Origin of the sequence: Streptomyces sp. NPDC059957, from assembly GCF_042730015.1 — a bacterium.
Classification (GTDB): Bacteria; Actinomycetota; Actinomycetes; order Streptomycetales; family Streptomycetaceae; genus Streptomyces.
In genome coordinates this window covers 43,687-65,986 of record NZ_JBHWMB010000027.1, presented here as the reverse complement: position 1 = coordinate 65,986, position 22,300 = coordinate 43,687, and the positions used below count along the sequence as shown (strand labels likewise).

The following is a 22,300-nucleotide window of genomic DNA, read 5'->3' as shown; positions in this document are numbered from 1 at the left end:
TCAGGGAGCTGGACAATGAGGAGCGGACGTGCGGGAGCTGCCTCGGAGATGCGCGCCGAGAGAGAGACGGTGGCACTGGCGTGGCTCATCGGAGAAGGTCCTCACTGATGTGGTCGGCGTTGTGCTCCAATGGCCGGAATTCTTCGTGAGTGAGGATGGCCACGGACAGTGTCGCCTTCACCGGTGCCGGGTGAAGTTCTCACTCAATCGGAGGCACCACCTCCGGCGGCCGCCGCCTTGAGCGGTTCCCACCAACTGCGGTTGTCGCGGTACCACTGGACAGTTTCGGCCAGCCCCTCCTCGAAGCTCTTCCGAGGCTTGTACCCCAATTCCTCGCGGATCTTCGTGCAGTCGACGGAATAGCGCCGGTCGTGCCCCTTGCGGTCCTCGACGTATTCGACACTGTCCTCCCAGGTCGCGCCGCACGCCGCGAGCAGCATGCCGGTGAGCTCCTTGTTGGAGAGCTCGGTGCCGCCCCCGATGTTGTAGATCTCGCCGGCGCGGCCCTTCGTGCGGACCAATTCGATGCCCTGCACATGGTCATCGATATGCAGCCAGTCGCGGACGTTGTCGCCGTCGCCGTACAGCGGGACCTTCTCGCCGTTGAGGAGGTTGGTCACGAAGAGCGGGATGAGCTTTTCAGGGAAGTGGTGGTGCCCGTAATTGTTCGAGCAGCGGGTGACCCGGACATCCAGGCCGTGGGTGCGGTGGTACGACAGCGCGATGAGATCGCTGGACGCCTTCGCCGAGGAGTACGGCGAGTTGGGGCTCAGCGGGTGGGTCTCGGGCCAGGATCCCTCGTCGATCGAGCCGTACACCTCGTCGGTGGAGACGTGCACGAAGACCTCGACGCCGGCCCGGTGGGCGGCGTCGACGAGCGTGTGCGTGCCGACCACGTTCGTGCGCACGAACTCGGCGCCCCCGTCGATCGACCGGTCGACGTGCGACTCCGCGGCGAAGTGCACCACCTGGGCGTGCTCGGCCATCAGCTTGTCGACCAGCTCGGGGTCGCAGATGTCGCCCTGCACGAAGGAGAACTGCGGGTGCGCCCTCACCTCGTCGAGGTTGGCGGGATTGCCCGCGTACGTCAGCTTGTCCAGGACGGTGATCGAGACGTCACCGGGACCCTCGGGGCCGAGCACCGTACGGACGTAGTGAGAGCCGATGAATCCGGCCCCGCCGGTCACCAGCACACGGGTGGTCATGACGCGCTCACCTGGGCGTCGGCGGGGGTGGCAGGTCGGATCGGAAGCATGGGAGGTTCTCCTTCTCAGGCTACGCGGACGATCGGCATCGGGCGGTGGCGTGCGGCGACGTCGATGACGTAGTCGCCGTAGGCCGTACCCGCCATTTCCTCACCGAGGCGCCGGCACTGTTCGGCGGTGATGAAGCCGCGGTTGAGCGCCACCTCCTCGACGCAGGCGATGTACACGCCCTGCCGCTGCTCGACCAGCTGGACGTACTGCGCCGCCTGCAGCAACGAGTCGTGGGTGCCCATGTCCAGCCAGGCGAAGCCGCGGCCGAGCTCGGTGAGGCGGGCCCGGCCCTGCGCCAGGTAGGCGAGGTTGACGTCGGTGATCTCCAGCTCGCCCCGCGCCGAGGGCGAGAGGTTCTTGGCGATCCCGACCACGTCGCTGTCGTAGAGGTACAGCCCGGTCACCGCGATGTCGGAGCGCGGGTTGGCCGGCTTCTCCTCCAGCGACAGCAGCCGGCCGGCGGCGTCGACCTCCCCGATCCCGTAGCGGTGCGGATCGCTCACCCGGTAGCCGAACAGCGCGGCGCCGTCGAGCCGGCGCAGCGCGTCGTCGAGGAGCACCGAGAACCGCGGCCCGTGGAAGATGTTGTCGCCGAGCACCAGCGCGACCTGGTCGTCCCCGATGAAGTCGGCGCCGATGACCAGGGCTTCGGCGATGCCGCGCGGCTGGTCCTGCTCGGCGTACTCGATGTTCAGGCCGAGCCGGGAACCGTCCCCGAGGAGGGCGCGGAAGCTGTCCGAGTGGTCCCGGGAGGAGATCACCAGGATGTCCTGGATGCCGGCCAGCATCAGCACGGAGAGCGGGTAGTAGATCATCGGCTTGTCGTAGACCGGCAGGATCTGTTTCGACAGCGCGGCCGTCAGCGGGCGAAGCCGGGTGCCGCTGCCGCCGGCGAGGATGATGCCCTTCATCTGAGCTTTCCTTTTCGTCGTTGGTGGGGTGCGGGCCTTCGACCACAGCGCCGCCAAGGCGTCTTCGGCGCCGGGACGCGGAGGACGTCTGCGGTGGTGCGGGGGCCCACGGCCTGCCCGAGTCCCGCCGCCCGATGGTGTTGCGGTCCGATCGAGTGCGGGCGGAGAAGAACTGGAGACCGGCGCGCCCCCGGGCCGCTGCCGGGACTCGACCGGCGCTCGAGCGCGGCTGCCTAGCCTCCCTCTGACGCCCTGGGCGTCCTCAGCAACGGGTCGGCGCCTCGTTACCCGACCGCGCGACGGAAGCCGTCGTCCCCCCATGGTGGAATCGGAAGGAAAGCCCTGAATGAGTACTGACAAGGTCGCCGCCGGCGGCGGTGCGGCCGGTGCGGGGAGGTCCCCGGGCCTGGCCACGCTGATCACAGCCCTCGCCACCTTCATGGCGGGGCTCGACAACCTGGTAGTCCTCGTTGCGCTGCCCACCATCAGGGACGAGCTCGGTGGCAGCCTGGAGGACCTGGAATGGACGGTGAACGCCTACACGCTGTCGTTCGCCGTGCTGATGATGTTCGGTGCCGCCCTCGGTGACCGGTTCGGCCGCCGCAGGGTGTTCATGGCCGGTCTGCTGGTGTTCACGGCCGCGTCGGCCGCGGCCGCGCTGGCACCCGGCATCGAGGAGCTGATCGCCGCCCGCGTGGTCCAGGGCGCCGGCGCCGCGGTCATCATGCCGCTCTCCCTCACCCTGCTCACCACCGCAGTGCCCGCCGCGAAGCGAGGTGCCGCCCTCGGCATCTACAGCGCGGTCGGCGGACTGGCCATCGCGGGTGGCCCGCTGGTGGGCGGACTCATCACGGAAAACCTGTCCTGGCAGTGGATCTTCTGGATCAACGTGCCGGTGGGCCTGCTGCTCATCCCGGCCGCCTGGCGCGGTCTGGACGAGAGCCGTGGCGCGAACAAGAGCCTGGACATGGTGGGCACGGCCCTGGTCAGCCTCGGCATGCTCGGCATCGTCTACGGCCTGATCCGCGCCAACGGCCACGAAGGCTGGGGCGCCCCGATGGTCCTCGGCCCCATGGTGGCCGGCGCCCTGCTGGTCTTCGCGTTCGTCCAGTGGGAGCGGCGCAGCAGCGCGCCGATGCTGCCCATGGGCATGTTCCGCAACCGGGCCTTCAGCGCCGTCAACGCGGGCGGCCTGCTGCAGGCCTTCGCCATGTACGGCGTGGTCTTCCTCATCACGCAGTTCATGCAGAACATCCAGCACATGTCGCCGACCGAGGCCGGCGTGCGGATGCTCCCGTGGACGGCGATGCCCCTCCTCATCGCGCCCATCGCGGGCATCCTGTCGGACAAGATCGGCGGACGTCCCGTCGCGGTCTTCGGACTCGCCATGCTCGCCGCAGGGTTCGCCTACTGGGCCCTGGTGATGAGCCCCGACTCGACCTACGTCGAGCAGCTGCCCGGCTACCTTCTGGGCGGCGTGGGCGTCGCCTGCTTCTTCGCCCCGCTCATCAACCTGACCATGAGCTCCGTCGACGTCTCCCAGCAGGGCATCGCCTCCGGCTCGACCTCGGCCATGCGCGAGCTGGGCGCGGCGCTCGGCGTCACCGTCCTGACCAGCGTCTTCACCCACAACGGCGGCTACGCGTCGGGCCAGAACTTCATCGACGGCTTCGTCCCCGCCCTGTGGGTCGGAGCGGTGGCCATGGCGGTCGCCGCCGTCGTGATGCTCTTCGCCGTCCGGCCCGCCGGCGCGGGGGAGCAGCCCGGCGGCGAATCGGACGGCGCCGAGTCGGACGCCGCGCAGCCGCGCAGCGCCGAACCGGCCGCCTCGGCCACCCGCTGACACCTCGTACGCCGACCCGCGGCCCGACACGACGACATCGCGTCGGGCCGCGGGAATTCGGCATCACATCACGTCTCCTGCAGCACCCCTCCCTACTCCACCTCTCCTCACGCCACTGGCAGAAAGGCCGTGCGAGACATGAAGGTCCTCTTCGCAAGCCTCGGAAACTACGGACACGTATTCCCCCTGGTTCCGCTCGCGCAGGCGGCGCAAGCGGCTGGGCACGAGGTCTGGTTCGCCACCAGCGAGCAGTTCCACACGACCCTCGAGAAGGCGGAGCTGCGGCCGGTCGCCAGCGGGCTCACCGTCCCCGAGGCGTTCATCGAGGCGATCGGCGGCCAGGCGTTCCTGGAGGCCAACGGCGGCGCCGCGCAGGCCAGTGACATCCCGCCCGAGGTGCTGGCGGCCCTGGCGGTGAAGGCGTTCGGCTCGGTCCTGCCGCGCAGCGTGTTCGCGGACCTCACCCCTGTCCTCGCCGACCTCCGGCCGGACCTGGTCGTCTACGAATCCTTCAACCCGGGCGCCGGCTTCGCGGCCGCGGCGGCCGGCATACCCGCCGTCTGCCACGGCATCGGCCGGGTCTCGTCCGACCCGCTGATCCCGCAGGAGCTGTTCGCCACGGCGACCGACCTGGGCGTGGCCGACAAGATCGGCCGCGGTCTGAGCCTGGGCAACCCGTACATCGAGATCTGCCCCCCCGCCGTGCAGAACGAGGGCTTCCTGGCCCCTGGTGTCCAGGTGATCCCGCAGCGGCCCGCCTCCTCCAGCGAGCCGGGCGAGCTGCCCGCGAGCATCACCCAGGGCGAGGGCCCCCTGGTCTATCTGAGCTTCGGCACCGTGGTCACCTCCGCGGAACTGCTGCGCACCGCGATCGACGGCCTGCTGCCGCTGAACGTGCGGATCCTCGTCGCGACGAGCTCCCTGGTCGACCCGGCCGAGCTGGGCGAGCTGCCGGACCGGGTCGTCGCGCTTCCCTGGGTGCCGCAGCCCGAGGCACTGAAGTACGCCACCGTCATCGTCCACCACGGCGGCCACGGCACCACGCTGGCCTCGCTGGCCGCGGGGCTGCCCCAGCTGATCCTGCCGAAGGAGAACGACGGCCTCGGCAACGCGCCCGCGGTGAAGGCGACCGGAGCCGGCCGCATGCTGCTCGGCGAGGAAGTGTCGGCCGAGGCGGTGGAGACCGAGGTGCGCGTCCTGCTGACCGACGGCGCCTACCAGGAGGCGGCCACCAGGGTCGCCCAGGAGATCGCGGCCCTGCCCGGGCCGGCCGACACGGTCGCGAGGTTCGCCGAGTTCGTCGGCTGACCCACCCCGCAGGTCTCCCGGCGGTCAGGTCCGCCGGGAGGCCTCAGGTCCACCCCGCCGCCGGCGGGCCCCCCACGCACAGTGCCCCGCGCTCAAAGACGAGCGCGGGGCACTGTGCGTGGGGGGCGATGCGTGGGGGGCGTTCACAGAGCACGGCCGTGAGGCGGTCGCGGGTCTCCGCGACCGCCGCAGGGCACGGCGGACGGCCCGGCTCGTTCAGGACTGCGCGAGCGCCGCCGGGTCGGCCCCCAGCTGCCGGAAGAGGTCGTCCATGTTCAGCTGGTCCCAGTGCTCGGCGAGGAGGCCGTCCGCCACCCGCCAGATGTCGATGGACTGGAAGTTCACCGGACGCCCGCTCGCCGGTATGCCGAGGAACGTTCCCTGGTGGGTCGCGGTGTACTCCAGGCGGGCAGCCACCCGGTCGCCTTCCGCGATGACGTCGTGCAGCACGGCCTTCAGGTCGGGGAAGGCACTGAACACCTGGGTCCAGAAGCCCCGGTTGGCCTCGATGCCGTCGGCCACCCCGGGGTTGTGGTCGATGTGACCGGGAGCCGTGTGCTCCTCCATCGTGCTGACGTCATGGCTGTTGATCATGTCCACGAAGCTCTGCACGAGAGCGTGGTGATTCCTCGACATGCCGGCCTCTCTCTAGGCGGGGTGGGTGGAGAACGATGAAGTCGAAGCATCGCCACCCGCGGTCGAATCCCCCTCGAGCAGGCGCCCGGGCGCGCGTTCGCGGCGAGCACCAGGGCGCTCCAGCGGAGCGCGAGGGAGGGGCGAGGGGCGCGTCCTAGCGTTACGTTCCGAATCGAACGAGCCAGTCTCAAGGACCCTTCACGGCCACCACACGCCGACCGAGGCGCTCGTGGAGGCGCAGTTCCGCGCCGAGCAGGAGGCGGACTGGCGCGGCATCCCCCCACTGCGGCAAGACCGTCGACGCGCCCGTGGCGATCCCCTTCCACTTCGACGACGACGTGCTGATCGAGAAGACGCTCCGCTTCGACATGGCCACCTTCGCCCGACAGCTCTCCTGACCTCGCGAAGCCGGCTCGCCCGTCATGGCCCGTAAAGTTGAAAGGAAGTAGCAGGATGCAGCCCGAGGTGAACGCCGCCGACGCCTTCCTGGCATCGGCGCTGGAGTCGATATCCCCGCTGACCCCCGACGCAGGCGCCTTCCTCAAGGAACGCGAGGACTCCGCCTCGTACGAGGTCGAACAGGTGCCGCTGGCCTCCCTCCCGAACTGGCACCACGGTGACCGGCTCAACCGCGAGGACGGCAAGTTCTTCACGGTGGAAGGGCTCTCCGTACGGACGGACTTCGGCCCCGTCCCGCAATGGTCCCAGCCGATCATCGTCCAGCCCGAGATCGGCATCCTGGGGATCATCGTCAAGCGGTTCGACGGCGTGCTCCATTTCCTGATGCAGGCGAAGATGGAGCCGGGCAACACCGCCTTCGTCCAGTACGCGGCGACCGTTCAGGCGACCCAGAGCAACTACCGCCGCGTCCACGGCGGCAGGGCCACCCCCTACCTGGAGTACTTCCTGGAGGGCACGCGGCCACGCGTCCTGTTCGACCAGCTCCTCTCCGAGCACGGCTTCTGGTACCTGAACAAGCGCAACCGGAACATGATCGTCGAGGTGCCCGAGGACGAGGACGTACCCGTCGAGAACGACTTCACCTGGCTCACCCTGGGCCAGCTGCGCCACCAGCTCATGCTGGGCAACCGCGTCAACATGAACGCCCGTACCGTGCTCTCCGGAATCGCCTACGGCGCTGCCGACGACGGCGGGCCGTCCTACGCCGAGCAGACCGACGGATTCCACGCCGAGCTCCTGAAGTCGCACCGGACGCCGTGCTCGGAGACCGACCTCGCCGGCGCCCTGACCTGGCTCTTCGACCAGAAGGCGCGGTACAACCTGGACGTCAGGCGGACCAGCCTGCGGGACATGGACGAGTGGATCTGCGACGACGAGAGCATCCGTCACCGCGACGGCCGCATCTTCGACATCATCGGCATGTCGGTCCGGGCGACGAGCCGTGAGGTCGGCACGTGGTGGCAGCCCATGCTCGAGCCCCGGCCCGGAAACGCCGTGGCCCTGATCTGCCAGCGGCAGAACGGGGTACTGCGGTTCCTGCTCCAGGCCACGGTCCAGCCCGGCCTGACGGACCGGCTCGAACTCGGACCCACCGTCCAGTTCTCCCCGGGCTACCACCGCGGCCCCGAGGACTTCCCGCCGCTGACCGAGTACCTCGACGCACCCGAATCCTGGACCCGGCTGGACGCCATCCAGTCGGAGGACGGCGGCCGCTTCTCCAAGGCGGACACGCGCCACCTGGTCGTCGAGATCCCCGAGGACCACAAGATCGAGGTGCCGGACAACTACCGGTGGATCACCCTCGGCCTGCTCAACCGCCTGACCCAGATGGGCTACCACGTCAACGTCGAGGCCCGGAGCCTGGCCGCATGCCTTCTCTGACGACCGGCGGGGCCGGGAACCGTGGTTCACGGACCACACGAACCCTCATGGAGGTACGGGCGTGAACCCGCTCATCGTGGTGCTCGGCGCCACGGGCTTCGTCGGATCCGCCGTGTTCCGCGAGCTGGCACGGCACCCGGTCCGGATACGGGCCGTCTCCCGCAGGAAGGTGACCGTACCGGAGAACGCCCTCGCCGAGATCGAGGTGTTCCCCGCGGACCTGACCGAGCCCGGCCAGATGGCCGCCGCCGTCGCCGGCGCCGATGTCGTCATCCACTCGCTGGCGTACCTCGCCGGGGCGTCCACGTGGCGCATCGCGGACGGCGACGCGGGCGCCGAACGCGTCCACGTGGGCCTGATGCAGGACCTGCTGCAGGCGCTCGGCGACCGTCCCGGTTCCCAGGCGCCCGCGACCGTCCTGTTCACGGGATCGATCACGGCGGCCGGCTCCTCGGACAAGGAAGTCCTGGACGGCACCGAACCCGACCGGCCCACGGGATATTACGAGCGCCTCAAGCTCGAGGCGGAGCGACTGCTGCTCGCGGCCGACGCGGCGGGAACGGTGCGCGGCGCCTGCCTGCGCCTCACCACCCTCTACGGCTACAGCGCCGGGTCCACCGCCAAGGACAAGGGCATCGTCTCCACGATGACCCGTCGCGCGGTGGCCGGCGAGCCCCTGACCATGTGGCACGACGGATCGGTCCGCCGGGACCTGCTCCACGTGGACGATGTCGCCCGCGCCTTCTGGGCCGCCATTCCCCACATGGACGCGCTCGGAGGCAAGCGCTGGCTGATCGGCACGGGCCAGGGGGCACCGCTCGGGGACGTGTTCACCAGGGTCTGCGCACTGGTCGCCGAGCAGACGGGCAAGGACCCGGTGCCGCTGGTCTCCGTGGAGCCGCCGGAGTACGCCGAGGTCAGCGACTTCCGGAGCGTGACCGTCGACTCCTCCGCGTTCCGGGCCGCCACCGGATGGAAGCCGCAGGTGTCCCTCGAGGAAGGCCTGCGCCTGACGACGGAGTTCTGCTCCAGCGGCCGGGAGTCGGAGGTTTCCTGAGCCTGTGGCCGCGTAAGCGTTCATCCCTGAAGGAAGAGAAGGTCGCGTGATCTACACACAGCTGGGCCGTACCGGTCTGCGGGTCAGCAGGCTGGCCCTCGGCACCGTCAACTTCGGCGGCCGGGTGGAGGAGCCGGAGGCGCACCGCCTCATGGACCATGCCCTGGACCGGGGCATCAATCTGGTCGACACCGCCAACATCTACGGGTGGCGCGTCCACAAGGGCCACACCGAGGAGGTCATCGGCCGCTGGCTCGGCAAGAGCCCCGCGCGCCGCGACCAGGTCGTCCTGACCACCAAGGTGGGCGACCCGATGGGCGAGGGCCCGAACGACCACGGCCTGTCGGCCCGCAACATCGTCGCGGCCTGCGAGGCATCGCTCAAGCGGCTGGGCACGGACTGGATCGACATCTACCAGATGCACCACCTCGACCGGTCCGTGGGCTGGGACGAGGTCTGGCAGGCCATGGACCTCCTGGTCGCCCAGGGCAAGGTGCGCTACGTCGGCTCGTCCAACTTCGCCGGCTGGGACATCGCGTCCGCGCAGGCGGCCGCGCAGCGCAGGAACAGCCTGGGCCTGGTCACGGAACAGTGCGCCTACAGCCTGGTCAGCCGGTACACGGAGCTCGAGGTGATCCCCGCCGCCCAGGCGTACGGACTCGGTCTCTTCGTCTGGTCACCCCTGCACGGCGGCCTGCTCGGCGGGGTGCTCCGCAAGCTGGAGACCAACTCCGCCGTCAAGTCCGCGCAGGGCCGCGCTCTGGAGGCCCTGGACGCGCAGCGCGACACCATCGAGGCCTACGAGAAGCTCTGTGCCCAGTACGGCCTGGAGCCGGCGGTGGTCGGCATGGCCTGGGTGCTGTCCCGCCCCGGTGTGACGGGTGTGGTGATCGGGCCCCGCACGGAGCAGCACATCGAGGGTGCGCTGGAAGCTCTGGACTGCACGCTGCCGCAGTCCCTGCTGGCCGAGCTCGACGTGCTCTTCCCGCCGGTCGGTCAAGGCGGCCCCGCCCCCGACTGCTGGCTGACCTGACCTGACCTGACCTTTCGCCCCACTCCACTGCCCCCGTCGAGCCGTTGCTCGGCGGGGCGGTGGTGCGTGCGGAGCGCGTGCGGTGCGCGTACGGGGCGCCGGGCCGTGGCACGGCTCCGGCGCACGGTGCGGCCGGGCTCCAGGGAGGCTCGAGGGCCGGCCGCGATCCTCTGACCGAGCGCACGGGGTGCGGTCCTCGGCCATCGGCGCTGCTCAAGCTGCTCTTGAGCGGCGGCGGCTACCTTCGTGAGCATGGAACTCCGCAGCCTGGAAGTCAGCGAACTGGCCCTGCCGGGCGCGTTCCTGCTTTCGCCCCGGGCCGTTGGTGACGAGGTCGTGGTCCGCTACGAGACGTTCCGCCAGGACGAGGTCGAGGCCGCGGTCGGAAGGCCCTTCTCGATCCGGTACAGCGAGCTGTCGACCGCGCGGCGCATGGTCCTGCGGGGCATCCACGGCACTGCCGGCGAGGGTGGCCGGCCCAGGCTCTTCGACTGTGTGCGGGGATCCGCCGTCCACGTCGTGGTGGACCTGCGTGTCGGGTCCCCGGACTACGGCCGGCACCAGATGGTCTGGCTGAACCACCGCGACCTGTGCGGGGTGTTCGTCTCCGAAGGTCTCGGCCACGCCTGGCTCGCGATCGAGGACGACACGGTGATCGCCTGTCACAGCTCCCTGCCGGAGACGCCCGGTTCCGGCTACACCGTCAGCGCGCTCGACCCCGCTCTGGCCCTGCCGTGGGGGCTCACCGGGGCGCCGGCGATGTCCGACCAGGACCTGGCCGCGCCCACCGCGGCGGAGGCACTGGCGAAAGGGATCCTGCCGGCGTACGAGGACTGTCTCGCGCTGTACGACCGCCCGGTGCCCACCGACGACTGAACCACTGCGGGTCCGGCTTTCCCCCCTCCGGCCGGACCACAGGCCCCGCGTGCCCTCACGGCGCGCGGGGCCTCAGTCATGTCCGCCACGGCCCCGCCCGTGAATCGGTCACACCCCTGAGCAGGACAAACACACCCGGCCAAGCGGTAGTGACGCACTGTCTGTGCGAGGTGGCCTCATGGGAGATTCAAGGTCCGATGACAGAGACATAAGGGGGCCGCATGCGAATCTCTGTTCTGGGGTCTTTGGAAGCCGAGCTGAAGGGCGTTCCGATCCTGCCCACCGCGGCGAAGCCGCGACAGATCCTGGCACTGCTCGCCATCTACGCGAACCAGGTGCTGCCGGTTTCCGCGCTGATGGAGGAGATCTGGGGCGATTCCCCGCCCCGCAGCGCGCTCACCACGCTGCAGACCTACATCCTCCAGCTCCGGCGCTGCATGGAGAAGGCGCTGGACGGAGAACCCGGTGGCTCCAAGGAACTGCTGCTGACCCGGCACGGGGGATACCTCCTGCACACCAAGCCGGGCAGCATCGACGCCCACGAGCACGACCGGCTGTCCTCCCTCGGACAGCGAGCCTTCGACCGCGGTGAGCACGCCCAGGCCGCGGAGCTGTTCCGGGAGGCCCTCGCCCTGTGGCGGGGCCCTGCCCTGGTCGACGTACGGACCGGCCCGCTGCTCGAGATCGAGGCGATGCGGCTGGAGGAGAGCCGCCTCGGGGTGCTGGAGCGGCGCATCGACGTCGAGCTCCGGCTCGGCCGGCACGGCGAGCTGCTCACCGAGCTCACCGCACTCGCCGCCCGCAACCCGCTGCACGAGGGGCTGCACGCGCAGTCCATGGTGGCCTTCTACCGGGCAGGGCGGCCCTCCGCGGCGCTCGACGTCTTCCAGAACCTGCGGACCCGCCTCGTGGAGGAGCTCGGCATCGAGCCCTCGCAGCGTCTGCAGCACCTGCAGCGGGCCGTACTCGGAAGCGACCCGGCGCTGGACGCCGACATCGGGGCCGGGAGCGGGCGGATGCTCGACCGCTTCGCCAGGTAACGGCCAGGGAGGAACTGTGCGTGTGCTCTTCTCGGCGGGCCTCGGCATGCCGGCGGCACTGCGCCTGGTGTTGCTGGCCAAGGAACTGCAGGCGGCCGGCCACGAGATCCGTTTCGCCGGCCCGGCCCGGACCCGCCACCGTGTGGTCCGGGCCGGTCTGGTTCCGGTACTGGCCACCCCTCAGCAGTTCAGCAGGGCCTGGCGGCCCGACCTGGTGGTCCACGATCCGCTGTGCCCGGACTCGACGGCCATGGCGGCCGAGTCCGGGGTGCCCACCATCGCCTATCTCCCGTTCGCCCACGAGCCGCTGTCGCCGCGGCCGACCGTCTGGATCGACCCCTGCCCCCCGCTGCTGCGGGACCGGCCGGAGCCCGAAGCCTGGCAAGTGCGCTGTGACGCCTACGAACTGCCGCCCCAGCCGGCGCCCTGGCTCACCGAGCTGTCGCTGCTTCCGCGCGTCTGCATCACCGGTATGCCGACCGGCAGCCGGCCCGAGGACCTGCGCCGCGCCCAGCTCTTCCGCCGGATCGCCGAGGGCGTCGAAAGCCTCGGCCTGCAGATCGTCGTACTGAACGGCGACGACCACCCCTGGAGCGCGGTGCTGCGGGGCAGCGTCGTCGTCGTGCACGGCGGGGACGAAGGGATCGTGTACGCGGCCGCCCGGTACGGGGTCTCCCAGCTGGTGCTGCCGACGGGGGAGGACGAGTGGCGGGCGGGCAAGCGACTGGAACAGGCGGGCGTCGGCGTCTGTCTGACCGACGACGACCTGGAGGGTGCCTCCAGCATGCTGCGGCTGCGCTTCCACATCGCCGAGCTGGTCAACGGCGGGCGGGTGCTTCCCGCGGCCGCGAAACTGGGCCAGAGCATCTCAGGCATGCCGAAGCCCGCCGACCTCGTCCCGGCCGTCGAGGCGCTGCTGAGCTGACGGCCGGCAAAGCAATCGACGGGCCCGCGCCGCCGGGGGATGTACGGCGTGGGCCCGTCGTCGGGAACGATCCCAGTCTGCCGACCTGATCTGGAGGGCGGCTGGAACTCGGATCGCAGAAACGTGCGCAGGTCAGCGGGATCCGTCGGGCCGGTCCCGGGTGAGCTGCGGCGGCGCCGTCCAGGCGAGACCGGCCTCCTCGTTGGAGGTGGCGGGGCCGGCCCAGGGGTCCACGCCGTGGATGTCGAGGATCTGCTCGCGCAGCCACTGGTCGAAGGGGTGCGTCGACTCCGCCCAGCGCTTGCGGGTCCGCTCCGGGTCCGCCGTCTCGAAGTGCACGATCACGTGGTCCCGGTCGGGCCGCGGGTCGACGCGCAGCACCTCGCTGGTGATGCCCAGCCTGCGCCGGGAGGCCTCGTACTCGAGCCGGCGCGGCCCCTGCAGCTCGACGGTGAGCTTCTCCCAGGCCAGCGGCTTGCCGGACTTGAGCGGAACGGTCCGGGTCACGGACCGGGCACCCTCCGCGGAGCGCCGGCGGCCCTTGCGCGGCGCCAGCATCCGCAGGCCGAGCGCGGCGAACATGTTGGACGCCACGTTGTGCTCCCAGCGCTCCGCGATCCTGCCCTCCTCGTCGAACCGCCAGATGACGATGCCGACGGACAGGAACGAACGGCCGGTGGGCGCGATGCCGAGCAGTTCGCCCAGGTGGGTGCCGCGCCAGGTGTTGTGGATGACGACCATGTCGTCGTGGGCGCTGATGTCCTCGATGGTGACGTTGAAGTCGGGGAACGCCTCGCGCAGTGCGGCGATGGTGTACTTCACGCCCTCGGCGCCCTCGGGTGCGCCGGGCAGGCCCGCGTGGTCGACGATGTCCGGCCGGTAGTGCTGGTCCACGATCGAGGCGTCGCCCTGGTTGACGAACTCGGTGAAGACGCGCCGGATGGTCGCCTGGTTTCGTTCCTCGGCGCTTTCACCCAGTGCTTGCGCCAGGTTGGTGGTGGCCGCAGTGGTCACAACAGCAGTCCTCTCGTCAGGGGCGGGTACGAACGTGCTCAGGCCGCGTTGGCGGTGGCGCCGGAGGTCCATCGGGTTCCGTAGGCGACGTGATCGCGTTCCGTGGACTGGAAGGTCTTGTTCCAGGTAAGGGACATCACCCGGTCGCGCAGCCAGACGGCGGCCGGGTTCTGCAGGGAGCCGAGCACGCCGATGCGGTGCGCCAGCAACTGCATCGGCCGGGTGCGCTCCTGGCGCTCGGCCTCGTAGGCGCGCAGGGCCTGGGTGACGGTGACACCGGGCGAGACGAGGTGTCCGGCCAGGACGAGGCCGTCCTCGATGGCCTGGCAGGCGCCCTGCCCGATGTTGAAGCTCATGGCGTGGGCGGCGTCGCCGAGCAGGGTGACCCTGCCCCGTCCCCAGACGGGGTCGGGCTTGCGGTCCAGGACGTCGCCGCGCAGGATGCTCTGCGGCACGGTGGCGTCGAGGATCCGCCGCACCATCGGGTCGCTCCAGCCGGCGTGCCGGGCGCGCAGCATGTCCAGGGTCTGCTCGGGCGTGCCCTCGTCGCGGCCTTCGGCGGGGCCGTCGGCGACACTCATCCAGTGCACGACGCCGGGGGCGATGTCGTAGTACGTGAAGCGGGTCCCCGGACCGAACAGGGCCTGGAAGGTGCCGGGCGCGAGCTCCTCGGGGCCGATCTCGGCGTGGCCGCGCCAGGCGATGTAGCCGGTGTAGTCCGGGGGCTGGGGGCCGAGCAGCTGGGCGCGGACGGCGGAGCGGACACCGTCGGCGCCGATCAGCAGATCGCCCTGCTCGGAGGTCCCGTCGGCGAAGTGGAGGCTCACCCCGTCTTCGTGCTCGGTGTACCCGGTGACCTCGGCGCCGGTGACTACGGGCGCGGTCACGGCGTCACGCAGGATGCCGTGCAGGTCGGAGCGGCCGATGGCGACCGTGGGCTGCCCGTAGCGCTCGACGAACTCGCCCACCGGCCACATGCCGATGGGCCGGCCGGCCGAGGTCGCGAAGTTGCACTCGGCCTGGGCGGGGGCGATCGCGGAGACCTGGTCGGCGACGCCGAGGTGGGCCAGGGCGAGCATGCCGTTGGTCCAGATGTGCAGTCCGGCACCGCCGTCGCGCAGTTGGGGGGCGCGTTCGAAGACGACGGAGTCGATCCCCTGCTGCTGCAGGGCCAGGGCGGTGGCGATCCCGCCGATCCCGCCGCCGGCGATGAGTACGCGGCGTATGGGACGAGGCGTCTGAGCGGACATGTCATTCTCCCGGAGAGCGGGTCGGAGGACGGTTTGCGTGGGGGTGAGGGTGTGGGGGGTGTGGCGCGTGTGGGGGGTGTGGTGCGTGGGCCTCAGCGGGTCAGCGCGGCCATCTCCGCGTCCGGGTAGCGGTTGCCGGCGGTGACGCCGTACGGGGCGATGACGTCGATCGCCGCCAGGACGTCGGCGGAGAGTTCGAGGTCGGCCGCGGAGATGTTCTCCTCGAGGTAGGTGCGCCGCTTGGTGCCGGGGATGGCGACGACGTCCTCGCCGCGGGAGAGCACCCAGGCGAGCGCGAGCCGGACGACGGTGGTGTCGGCCGCGGCGGCGAGCTCGCTGAGCTGGTCGACGACCGGCAGGTTCTGGCGGATGTTCTCGTCCTTGAAGCGCGGAGCGATGCGCCGGAAGTCGAGGCCCTCGGGAATGTCGGAGGTGTCGCGGATGGTGCCGGTCAGGAACCCGCGGCCGAGCGGGCTGTAGGCCACGAAACCGATGCCCAGCTCGCGCACGGTGTCCAGCACGCCGTTGACCTCGACGTCCCGGGTGAACAGCGAGTACTCGGTCTGCACCGCGGTCAGCGGATGCACCGCGTGAGCGCGCCGGATGGTCTCCGGCCCCGCCTCGGAGATCCCCAGGTGCTTGACGAGCCCGGCCTCGACGAGTTCGGCGAGCGCGCCGAAGCTCTCCTCCACGGGAACGTCCGGGTCGACCCGGTGCAGGTAGTAGAGGTCGAGGTGGTCGGTGCCCAGGCGGCGCAGGGTGCCCTCGATCGACTTGCGGATGTAGTCGGGGCGGCCGTTGATCCGCCACGTCAGCTGGCCGTCGGGGCCGATCTCGTTGCCCACCTTGGAAGCGAGCACCACCTTGTCGCGGCGCCCGGCCACGGCACGGCCGATCAGCTCCTCGTTGGAGTGCGGGCCGTACATGTCGGCGGTGTCCAGCAGATTGACACCGAGCTCCAGCGCTCGGTCGATGGTGGCCAGCGCCTCGTTCGCGTCCGCGTTGCCGTAACCGAACGTCATGCCCATGCAGCCAAGGCCCTGGGCCGGGACTTCCAGTCCGGGTGTACCCAGCTTGCGGTGCTTGATCGCCACGTGATGCCTCCTGGAATCGCGCCTCACGACGGAGGCGGCGTGCAATGAAGTGAATTGAGATGACTCGACAGGGCCGGGAAGGCGGCCGCTCAGGCCGCGGGCGGTGCCTGCCAGGTCAGTGACAGGCCGGTGTAGACGTACCGGCTGGCCTCGATGCCGAGCAGCACGATCCGGTCGCCGGGCTTGATGCGCCCCGAGGTCCAGCCCGCGTCCAGCGACAGCGGCACCGCGGCCGAGCCGGTGGCCCCCACATCGGCGAGGTTCTCCACGATCCGCCCGTTGAGCGCCTGGATGTCCTCGGGGGACATTCCGGCGGACTCGAACTCGTTGGCGAAGTAGTCGGCGTTGCCCTCCGGCAGCACGATCGCGTCGAACTCCCCGAGCGTCCGGCCGTCCTTCCGGGCCATCTCCTGGATCGCACGGACGAACACCTGCGGCCCGAACGTGGTGGTGCCGGGTACGTCGATCTTCATCTGGATCAGCTGGCGCCGGCGCAGCTGCTCCGCCTGCGGCACGTCCGTACCGCCACCGATGATCTCCATGCCGGGCTTGCGCAGGCCGCCCACGCACGCGTTGACGAAGGCGAACTCGTTCGGCTCGCCCGCCGACTCGCCCACGGGCTCGGCCCGCATCACCACGGCCCCCGCACCGTCACCGAACGTGTACAGCGTCAGGCGGTCCCGCATCCGCACGCGCGCCGGGTCCTTGCCCAGGAAGTGCGGCGCCAGCACCGGCGATCCGGCCTCGCTGCCCACGACCAGGGCGGTGCGCGCCGTCCCGTCGGCCAGCTGCCGCCGGGCCAGGTCCAGCGCCTGCACCCAGCCCGCGCAGGCCCCGCGGATCTCGATCGCGGCCACGCTCTCCAGACCCAGGTAGTGCTGCAGGGTGGTCGCCACGTTGGGCAGCGTGTACTCCGGCGTCGCCGTGCACACCACGATCAGGTCGACCTCTTCGGGCTCCACACCGGCCCGCTCGAGGGCCTGCCGGGAGGCACGCTCGGCCATCCGGCTGTTGTTGATCCGGTGCTCGCCCGTGACCGGGTCGATCATCCAGTACCGGGTCTTGACCTGGATGCCTTCGAGTACGTCGTCCGGCAGCGGCCCGACGTACTTCTCCAGCGTGGCGTTGTCCAGCGGCTCGCCGGGCAGGTAGGCGCCGGTGGAGAGGATCTTTACGTCGTACGCGGTGGTCATCGGCCGGGCTCCGTTGCGGGAAGGGGGACGGGGGACAGGACGAGCGAGACGTGGGTGCCGCCGAGGGAAGAGCTGTTCACAAGGACCGGGCGGGGATCCCCGCCGGCGCGCCAGGCGCCGACGGCGAGGACCGCCGACAGGTGGGCGCCCGCGCCGACCGGCTCACCGAGGACCCGCTTCGGGGCCTCGACGCGCACTCGCCCCGTGTCGAACACCCGCTCCACAGCGGCCTGTTCGGGACGGTCGGCGGCGGACAGACCCGCCGCGCTCGCCCAGACCGTCGCGATGTGCTCCGGCCCGAGCCCGGCGTTGCGCAGCGCCAGGCGCATCGCCCGCTCCACACCGTCACCGGACGGGTCCCAGCGGCCGATGCCGCAGGCGTCGGACGCGGTCGCGTGTCCCAGGACCACGGCATGGATCGGGGCGCCGCGCCGCTCGGCACTCTCCCGGCGCTCCAGCACCAGCGCGATGCCGGCCTCGGCGAAGGTGTACCGGCGCCCGGCCGCCGAACCGAACAGCGGGATGCTGCGGTACGCGGCCAGCGTGGCCGGCGAGAACGCCTCCACCGCCGGCACCAGCAGGCGCTCGGCCCGACCGGCACGCAGCATGTCGTACGCGACACCCAGGGCGGCGGCACCCGCCGCGTGCCCCGACGTCAGCGTCGACGTCGGCCCCTTGGTGCCCAGGGCCATGGCGACGTGGCCGGCCGCGCCGCTGTACACGGTGTTCGTGAACACGGCGGGGTTCGCCTCCCGCGCGCCGTCGGCCAGCAGCGGGACGGTGAACCGTTCGCTGCTCTCCATCGGCCCGATCGCGGTGCCCAGCACCACGCCGGTCGCGGCGACGGCGTCCGCGTCGCCGTCCGCGCCCGCGGCGCCCAGGGCGGCGCGGCACGAGGCGATGGCGAGCTGGGAGACCTTGTCCATGCGCCGGCGCTCCCTGGGGGTGCCGACGGCCGTGCGGTCGAACTCGGCCCGGGCCACGCGCAGTCCGTCCTCGGGCGCACCCTGCCGGCGTCCTGCCGCGTACGCCTCCCAGAGCGCCTCGGCCCCCTCGCCGGCCGAGGTGATCACGCCGAACCCGGTCACGACGACGTCGTCCGGGCCGACGGCCGGAGCCGGCGCGCCGGGGCCGCCGGGGCGGGCGAAGGCGATGGTGGCGTTGGCTCCGGCGAACCCGAAGTTGTTGGACAGCGCGGTGTCCAGCACCATCGGCCGGCCCGTCCCCGCCACCGGGTCCAGACCGCACTGCGGGTCCACCTCGGTGAAGGACGCGGTGGGCGGTGCCACCTGGTCGCGCAGGGCCAGCACCGTGACGATGCCCTCCACCGCGCCGGCCGCGCCGAGCAGATGGCCGATCATCGACTTGGTACTGGACAGCGAGACCTTCTCGGCGGCGGCCTCGCCCAGCGCGGCACGCACGGCCTTGCTCTCCGCCGAGTCGTTCTTCTCCGTACCCGTGCCGTGCCCGTTGACGTACCGGACGTCGTCCGGGGTCAGACCCGAGACGCTCAGCGCCGAGCGGATCGCCCGGGCCGCACCCTCACCCTCCGGGTGCGGAGCCGTCGGGTGGTGGCCGTCGGCGGACAGGCCGTAGCCGAGGATCTCGGCGACGACCGGCGCGCCGGTACGTTCGGCCACCTCCCGCGACAGAAGCAGAAGCATCCCGCCGCCCTCGCCCAGCGTCAGACCCGACCGGTCCTTGGAGTAGGGCGCCGCGGGCTGCGGGGAAAGCGACCACAGACTGCTGAACCCGGCGAACGCCGACTCGGTGAAGGCATCGCTGCCCCCCACGAGCATCGCGTCGGCCGCGCCCGCCCGGATCACCTCCAGGGCGTGCGCCAGCGCATGGGCACTGGCGGCACAGGCCGTGTTGGCACTGAGCACCGGGCCCTTGAGGCCGAAGGCGGCCGACAGCGCCTCCGCGCCGGCATGAGGCGGCACGAACGTGTAGCGCTGCCAGTCCGGCGCGCCACCCTCCTGCACCTCGCGCAGGGCGATTTCGGCGCTGCGCCAGCCACCGTGGCAGGTGCCGTAGGCGACCCCCCAGCGCTCGGCCGGGATGTCCGTGCCGACCCGCAGGCCCGAGGAGGCCATGGCCTCCTCGGCGGCGGTCAGCGCGAAGTCGATCGACCGGTCACGGGCCTCGGAGTCCGGCGCGTAGTCGTACGCGGGCGAGCAGGGTTCGGTGATCTCACCGCCCAAGCTGGTCTGGTAGTCGTCCATGGGCAGGCGGCGCACGGGCGAGATCGCCACCCGCCCGGCGCGCACCCCGTCCCACAGGGCCTCGGCCGAACCGCCGTGCGGGGTGATCGCACCCACTGCGGCGATCACCACGCCGACGGTCTGGTCAGGAACGTCAGTCATGCGTCAGCTTCCTTCTCTGCACGGGCTGCTCAGCCGTTCACACCGGCCTGGACAAGGTCAGGGCCACGGCCTGTCCCTCGATGCCCCGGGCCAGCGCCATCGCATGGGACGGCCTGCTCTCCCGGGCGCTGCCGCGGACGTGGTCCAGGGCGCACACCGGGTCGGGATGGTCGAGGTTGAGCGTCGCGGGCACGACCCCGTGGTGCAGCGCCAGCGCGGCCACGGCGGCGTTCAGCGCACCACCGCCGCCGAGGAGGTGGCCGGTCTGCGGCTTGGGCGTGCTGACCGGCACCGACGAGGCCGCCGTGCCCAGCGCGGTCCGCAGGGCGATGGCCTCGCTCGAGTCGCCCATGCGGGTCCCGGAGCCGTCCGAGGCGATGTAGCCGAGGTCGTCGGCGGCCAGGCGGGCGTCCTCGAGCGAGCGCCGCACCGCCCGGGCCAGACCGCGGCCCTCGGGGTCCGCCGCCGGCGGCGTACGGGCGTCGTGGCCGGCGCCGTAGCCGGTCACCTCGGCGTAGATGCGAGCACCACGCCGCAGCGCCGCCTGCTTCTCCTCCAGCACCAGCAGGGCCGCGCCCTCGCCGGGGAGACCGCCGCTGCGGTCCCGGTCGTAGGGCCGGTACGCCCCCTGCCCGCGGTCGTTGCGGGTGGTCAGGATCCCGAGCCGGTCCAGCAGCGTCATCGACCACCAACTGGTGGCGTCGTCGTAGCCGCCGGCGATCGCCACGTCCGCGTCCCCGCGGCGCACCGCGCGCATGGCCCGGCCGATCGCGGTGGCGCCGGCGTCCGCGTAGCCCGCGAAGAAGGTGCTGGAGCCCCTGATGCCGTACGTCTGCGAGATGTTGAACACCGCGCCGGCCGGCAGTCCCTCGACGAAGAACAGCGGCGGCATGATGACATCACCGTGCTTGGCGAGGTGCGCCAGGTCGGCTGTGCCGTCCGGGCGGCGGATCACCTTCAGCTCGTCGATCAGCTGCTCCATGCGCCCCAGCGACTTGTTGCCGCCCAGGTACAGGCCCGTCCGGTAGCCGAGCTCGTCACCACCGTCCTGCTTGTGCGGCAGGCCCGCGTCGTCGAGCGCGATCCGGGCCGCGGCCAGCGCCAGGCGGTCACCGCGGTTGATGGTGCGCAGCTGGCGCTTGGTGGCGTACCGGGTGGCGTCGAAGTCGGGGATCTCGCCACCGAGCCGGGTCTGCAGCGGCTCCGGGTTGTACGCCTCGATCGGGCCGATCCCGCACTCGCCGGCCACCAGTGCCTTCCAGTTGGCCTCGGGGCCCTCGCCCAGCGCGGTCACCAGGCCGATGCCACTGATGACGACCTGACGTCCGCTGTCGTTCATCGCGCTCCTCCATGTCGCTGTCGGGTCGTCATCGCTTCTCCTCGTAACGCCCCACGACCAGACCGACGTTGGTGCCGCCGAAGGCGAACGCGTTGATCAGGGCGTTGCGGACCTCCTGCTTGCGCGCCGTGTTCGGGACGAAGTCGAGGCCGAGCCGCCGGTCGGGCGTCTCCTGGTTGATGGTCGGCGGCACCACGCCGTGGTTGATCGCCCCGATCGCGGTGAGCAGGCTCAGCGCCGCGGACGCGGCGGTCAGGTGACCGGTCATCGACTTCGGCGAGCTGATCACCAGCCGCTCGGCGGCGTCGCCGAACACCTTCTTGATCGCCGTGGTCTCCGACAGGTCGTTGCCCGGGGTGCTGGTGCCGTGCGCCACGACGTAGTCGATGTCGCCCGGTTCCAGGCCGGCGTCCGCGATCGCCGCCTCGATGGATTCGATGGCGCCGCTGCCGTCCGGCGGCGAGTCCGTCATCCGCCAGGCGTTCAGGCTGGTGCCGTAGCCCAGGACCTCGGCGAGGATCCGCGCCCCGCGGGCACGGGCCGACTCCAGCTCCTCCAGCACCAGCACGACGCCGCCCTCACCGAGGACGAACCCGGAGCGCTTGTCGTCGAAGGGGCGGCTGGCCCGCTGCGGATCGTCGTTGTAGTCCTTCGTCAGCGCACCCAGCAGGCCGAAGCACAGCACGTCGAGCCAGGTCGTCAGCGAGTCGTAGCCGCCCGCGAGCATGAGCTTGGCATCGCCCTCCTGCAGGGAGCGGAACGCCTCCCCGACGGCGTGCCCGGAGGCCGAGCAGGCGGTGGACACACCCAGCATCGGGCCGGTCGCGTCCACCATCCGGGCCATCGCCGCGGACGCGATGTTCTGGCTGTAGGCCAGCGAGGCCGAAGGCGCGTAGGTGGTGAACGCGTCGTCCCGGCCGGTCTCGTCGCGCAGCGCCCCGACGTCCACCAGCCACTGCAGGTCCGGCCGGTCCACACACGCGCCCATGGCCACGCCCATGTCCGCGCCGTCGTACGTGTCCCCGTCCACCCCGGCGTCGCGCAGCGCTTCCCAGGCCGCGCCCACGCCGAAGGTGCCCGGCCGCAGCAGACGGCGCAGGCCGACCGAGGCGGGCACGGCGTCGTCCAGCCGGTAGTCCTTGACCTCGCCGGCGATCGTCACGTCGAAGCCGGTGGTGTCGATCGTGGTCAGCCGGCCGACTCCGCTGCGCCCGTCGACCAGTCCCTGCCATGTGCTCGGCGCGTCGTTGCCCAGCGGCGTGACGGCACCCACGCCGGTGATGACCACCCTGCGGCTCATCGCGGTGCCTCCGTCTC

Annotated in this window: 18 protein-coding genes; 8 read left to right on the top strand and 10 right to left on the bottom strand. The window is 71.3% G+C overall.

Annotated elements, in window-relative coordinates; all coding sequences use genetic code 11:
* Window positions 1–203 precede the first annotated feature (203 nt).
* The gene (rfbB, locus tag ACFWBW_RS19725) at window positions 204–1,205 is read right to left on the bottom strand and encodes a dTDP-glucose 4,6-dehydratase (protein WP_385374114.1); all 1,002 of its coding nucleotides are present in this window, start codon (window positions 1,203–1,205) and stop codon (window positions 204–206) included.
* Window positions 1,206–1,270: 65 nt separating this feature from the next.
* Window positions 1,271–2,167 (bottom strand): glucose-1-phosphate thymidylyltransferase RfbA, encoded by an 897-nt coding sequence (rfbA, locus tag ACFWBW_RS19720; RefSeq protein WP_385374112.1) that lies wholly within the window; start codon window positions 2,165–2,167, stop codon window positions 1,271–1,273.
* Between the two features lie 439 nt (window positions 2,168–2,606).
* Between rfbA and ACFWBW_RS19715 the strand changes: the two genes are divergently transcribed.
* Window positions 2,607–4,010, top strand: coding sequence for a DHA2 family efflux MFS transporter permease subunit (locus ACFWBW_RS19715; protein ID WP_385374189.1), 1,404 nt, complete (start codon window positions 2,607–2,609; stop codon window positions 4,008–4,010).
* Window positions 4,011–4,148: 138 nt separating this feature from the next.
* Complete coding sequence (locus tag ACFWBW_RS19710) at window positions 4,149–5,318, top strand: glycosyltransferase (RefSeq protein WP_385374187.1); 1,170 nt, start codon at window positions 4,149–4,151, stop codon at window positions 5,316–5,318.
* A gap of 216 nt (window positions 5,319–5,534) precedes the next feature.
* Here the strand turns inward: ACFWBW_RS19710 and ACFWBW_RS19705 are convergent, their stop codons facing one another.
* On the bottom strand, window positions 5,535–5,954 hold the full coding sequence (locus ACFWBW_RS19705) for an ester cyclase (RefSeq protein ID WP_385374110.1): 420 nt from the start codon (window positions 5,952–5,954) through the stop codon (window positions 5,535–5,537).
* Between the two features lie 453 nt (window positions 5,955–6,407).
* On the opposite strand from ACFWBW_RS19705, the gene ACFWBW_RS19700 reads away from it, so the two are divergent.
* From ACFWBW_RS19700 to ACFWBW_RS19675, 6 genes are all read left to right on the top strand, one after another.
* Entirely contained in the window at window positions 6,408–7,796 is a 1,389-nt protein-coding gene (locus tag ACFWBW_RS19700; RefSeq protein ID WP_385374108.1) for an NDP-hexose 2,3-dehydratase family protein, read from the top strand.
* 61 nt (window positions 7,797–7,857) lie between these two features.
* Window positions 7,858–8,853 carry an NAD-dependent epimerase/dehydratase family protein gene (locus tag ACFWBW_RS19695; RefSeq protein WP_385374106.1) on the top strand — a complete coding sequence of 332 codons (996 nt, stop codon included), beginning with the start codon at window positions 7,858–7,860 and terminating at the stop codon, window positions 8,851–8,853.
* A gap of 46 nt (window positions 8,854–8,899) precedes the next feature.
* Window positions 8,900–9,886 carry an aldo/keto reductase gene (locus ACFWBW_RS19690; protein ID WP_385374104.1) on the top strand — a complete coding sequence of 329 codons (987 nt, stop codon included), beginning with the start codon at window positions 8,900–8,902 and terminating at the stop codon, window positions 9,884–9,886.
* Between the two features lie 252 nt (window positions 9,887–10,138).
* Window positions 10,139–10,762 carry a dTDP-4-dehydrorhamnose 3,5-epimerase family protein gene (locus tag ACFWBW_RS19685; protein ID WP_385374102.1) on the top strand — a complete coding sequence of 208 codons (624 nt, stop codon included), beginning with the start codon at window positions 10,139–10,141 and terminating at the stop codon, window positions 10,760–10,762.
* A gap of 221 nt (window positions 10,763–10,983) precedes the next feature.
* The gene (locus ACFWBW_RS19680) at window positions 10,984–11,802 is read left to right on the top strand and encodes a BTAD domain-containing putative transcriptional regulator (RefSeq protein WP_385374100.1); all 819 of its coding nucleotides are present in this window, start codon (window positions 10,984–10,986) and stop codon (window positions 11,800–11,802) included.
* Between the two features lie 16 nt (window positions 11,803–11,818).
* On the top strand, window positions 11,819–12,727 hold the full coding sequence (locus ACFWBW_RS19675) for a glycosyltransferase (RefSeq protein ID WP_385374098.1): 909 nt from the start codon (window positions 11,819–11,821) through the stop codon (window positions 12,725–12,727).
* Window positions 12,728–12,859: 132 nt separating this feature from the next.
* On the opposite strand, the gene ACFWBW_RS19670 is transcribed toward ACFWBW_RS19675, so the two are convergent.
* From ACFWBW_RS19670 to ACFWBW_RS19640, 7 genes are all read right to left on the bottom strand, one after another.
* Window positions 12,860–13,741, bottom strand: a complete 882-nt coding sequence (locus ACFWBW_RS19670; RefSeq protein ID WP_385374097.1) for an ester cyclase — start codon at window positions 13,739–13,741, stop codon at window positions 12,860–12,862.
* 38 nt (window positions 13,742–13,779) lie between these two features.
* Complete coding sequence (locus ACFWBW_RS19665; RefSeq protein ID WP_385374095.1) at window positions 13,780–14,991, bottom strand: FAD-dependent monooxygenase; 1,212 nt, start codon at window positions 14,989–14,991, stop codon at window positions 13,780–13,782.
* A gap of 92 nt (window positions 14,992–15,083) precedes the next feature.
* Complete coding sequence (locus tag ACFWBW_RS19660; protein WP_385374185.1) at window positions 15,084–16,079, bottom strand: aldo/keto reductase; 996 nt, start codon at window positions 16,077–16,079, stop codon at window positions 15,084–15,086.
* A gap of 95 nt (window positions 16,080–16,174) precedes the next feature.
* The gene (locus ACFWBW_RS19655; protein WP_385374093.1) at window positions 16,175–17,278 is read right to left on the bottom strand and encodes a 3-oxoacyl-ACP synthase III family protein; all 1,104 of its coding nucleotides are present in this window, start codon (window positions 17,276–17,278) and stop codon (window positions 16,175–16,177) included.
* Window positions 17,275–19,644 carry a beta-ketoacyl synthase N-terminal-like domain-containing protein gene (locus ACFWBW_RS19650; RefSeq protein ID WP_385374091.1) on the bottom strand — a complete coding sequence of 790 codons (2,370 nt, stop codon included), beginning with the start codon at window positions 19,642–19,644 and terminating at the stop codon, window positions 17,275–17,277. Before ACFWBW_RS19650 ends, ACFWBW_RS19655 begins: the two co-directional genes overlap by 4 nt.
* Before the next feature lie 37 nt (window positions 19,645–19,681).
* Window positions 19,682–20,983, bottom strand: coding sequence for a beta-ketoacyl-[acyl-carrier-protein] synthase family protein (locus ACFWBW_RS19645; RefSeq protein WP_385374089.1), 1,302 nt, complete (start codon window positions 20,981–20,983; stop codon window positions 19,682–19,684).
* A gap of 28 nt (window positions 20,984–21,011) precedes the next feature.
* Window positions 21,012–22,283 (bottom strand): beta-ketoacyl-[acyl-carrier-protein] synthase family protein, encoded by a 1,272-nt coding sequence (locus ACFWBW_RS19640; protein WP_385374087.1) that lies wholly within the window; start codon window positions 22,281–22,283, stop codon window positions 21,012–21,014.
* Between the last annotated feature and the right edge of the window lie 17 nt (window positions 22,284–22,300).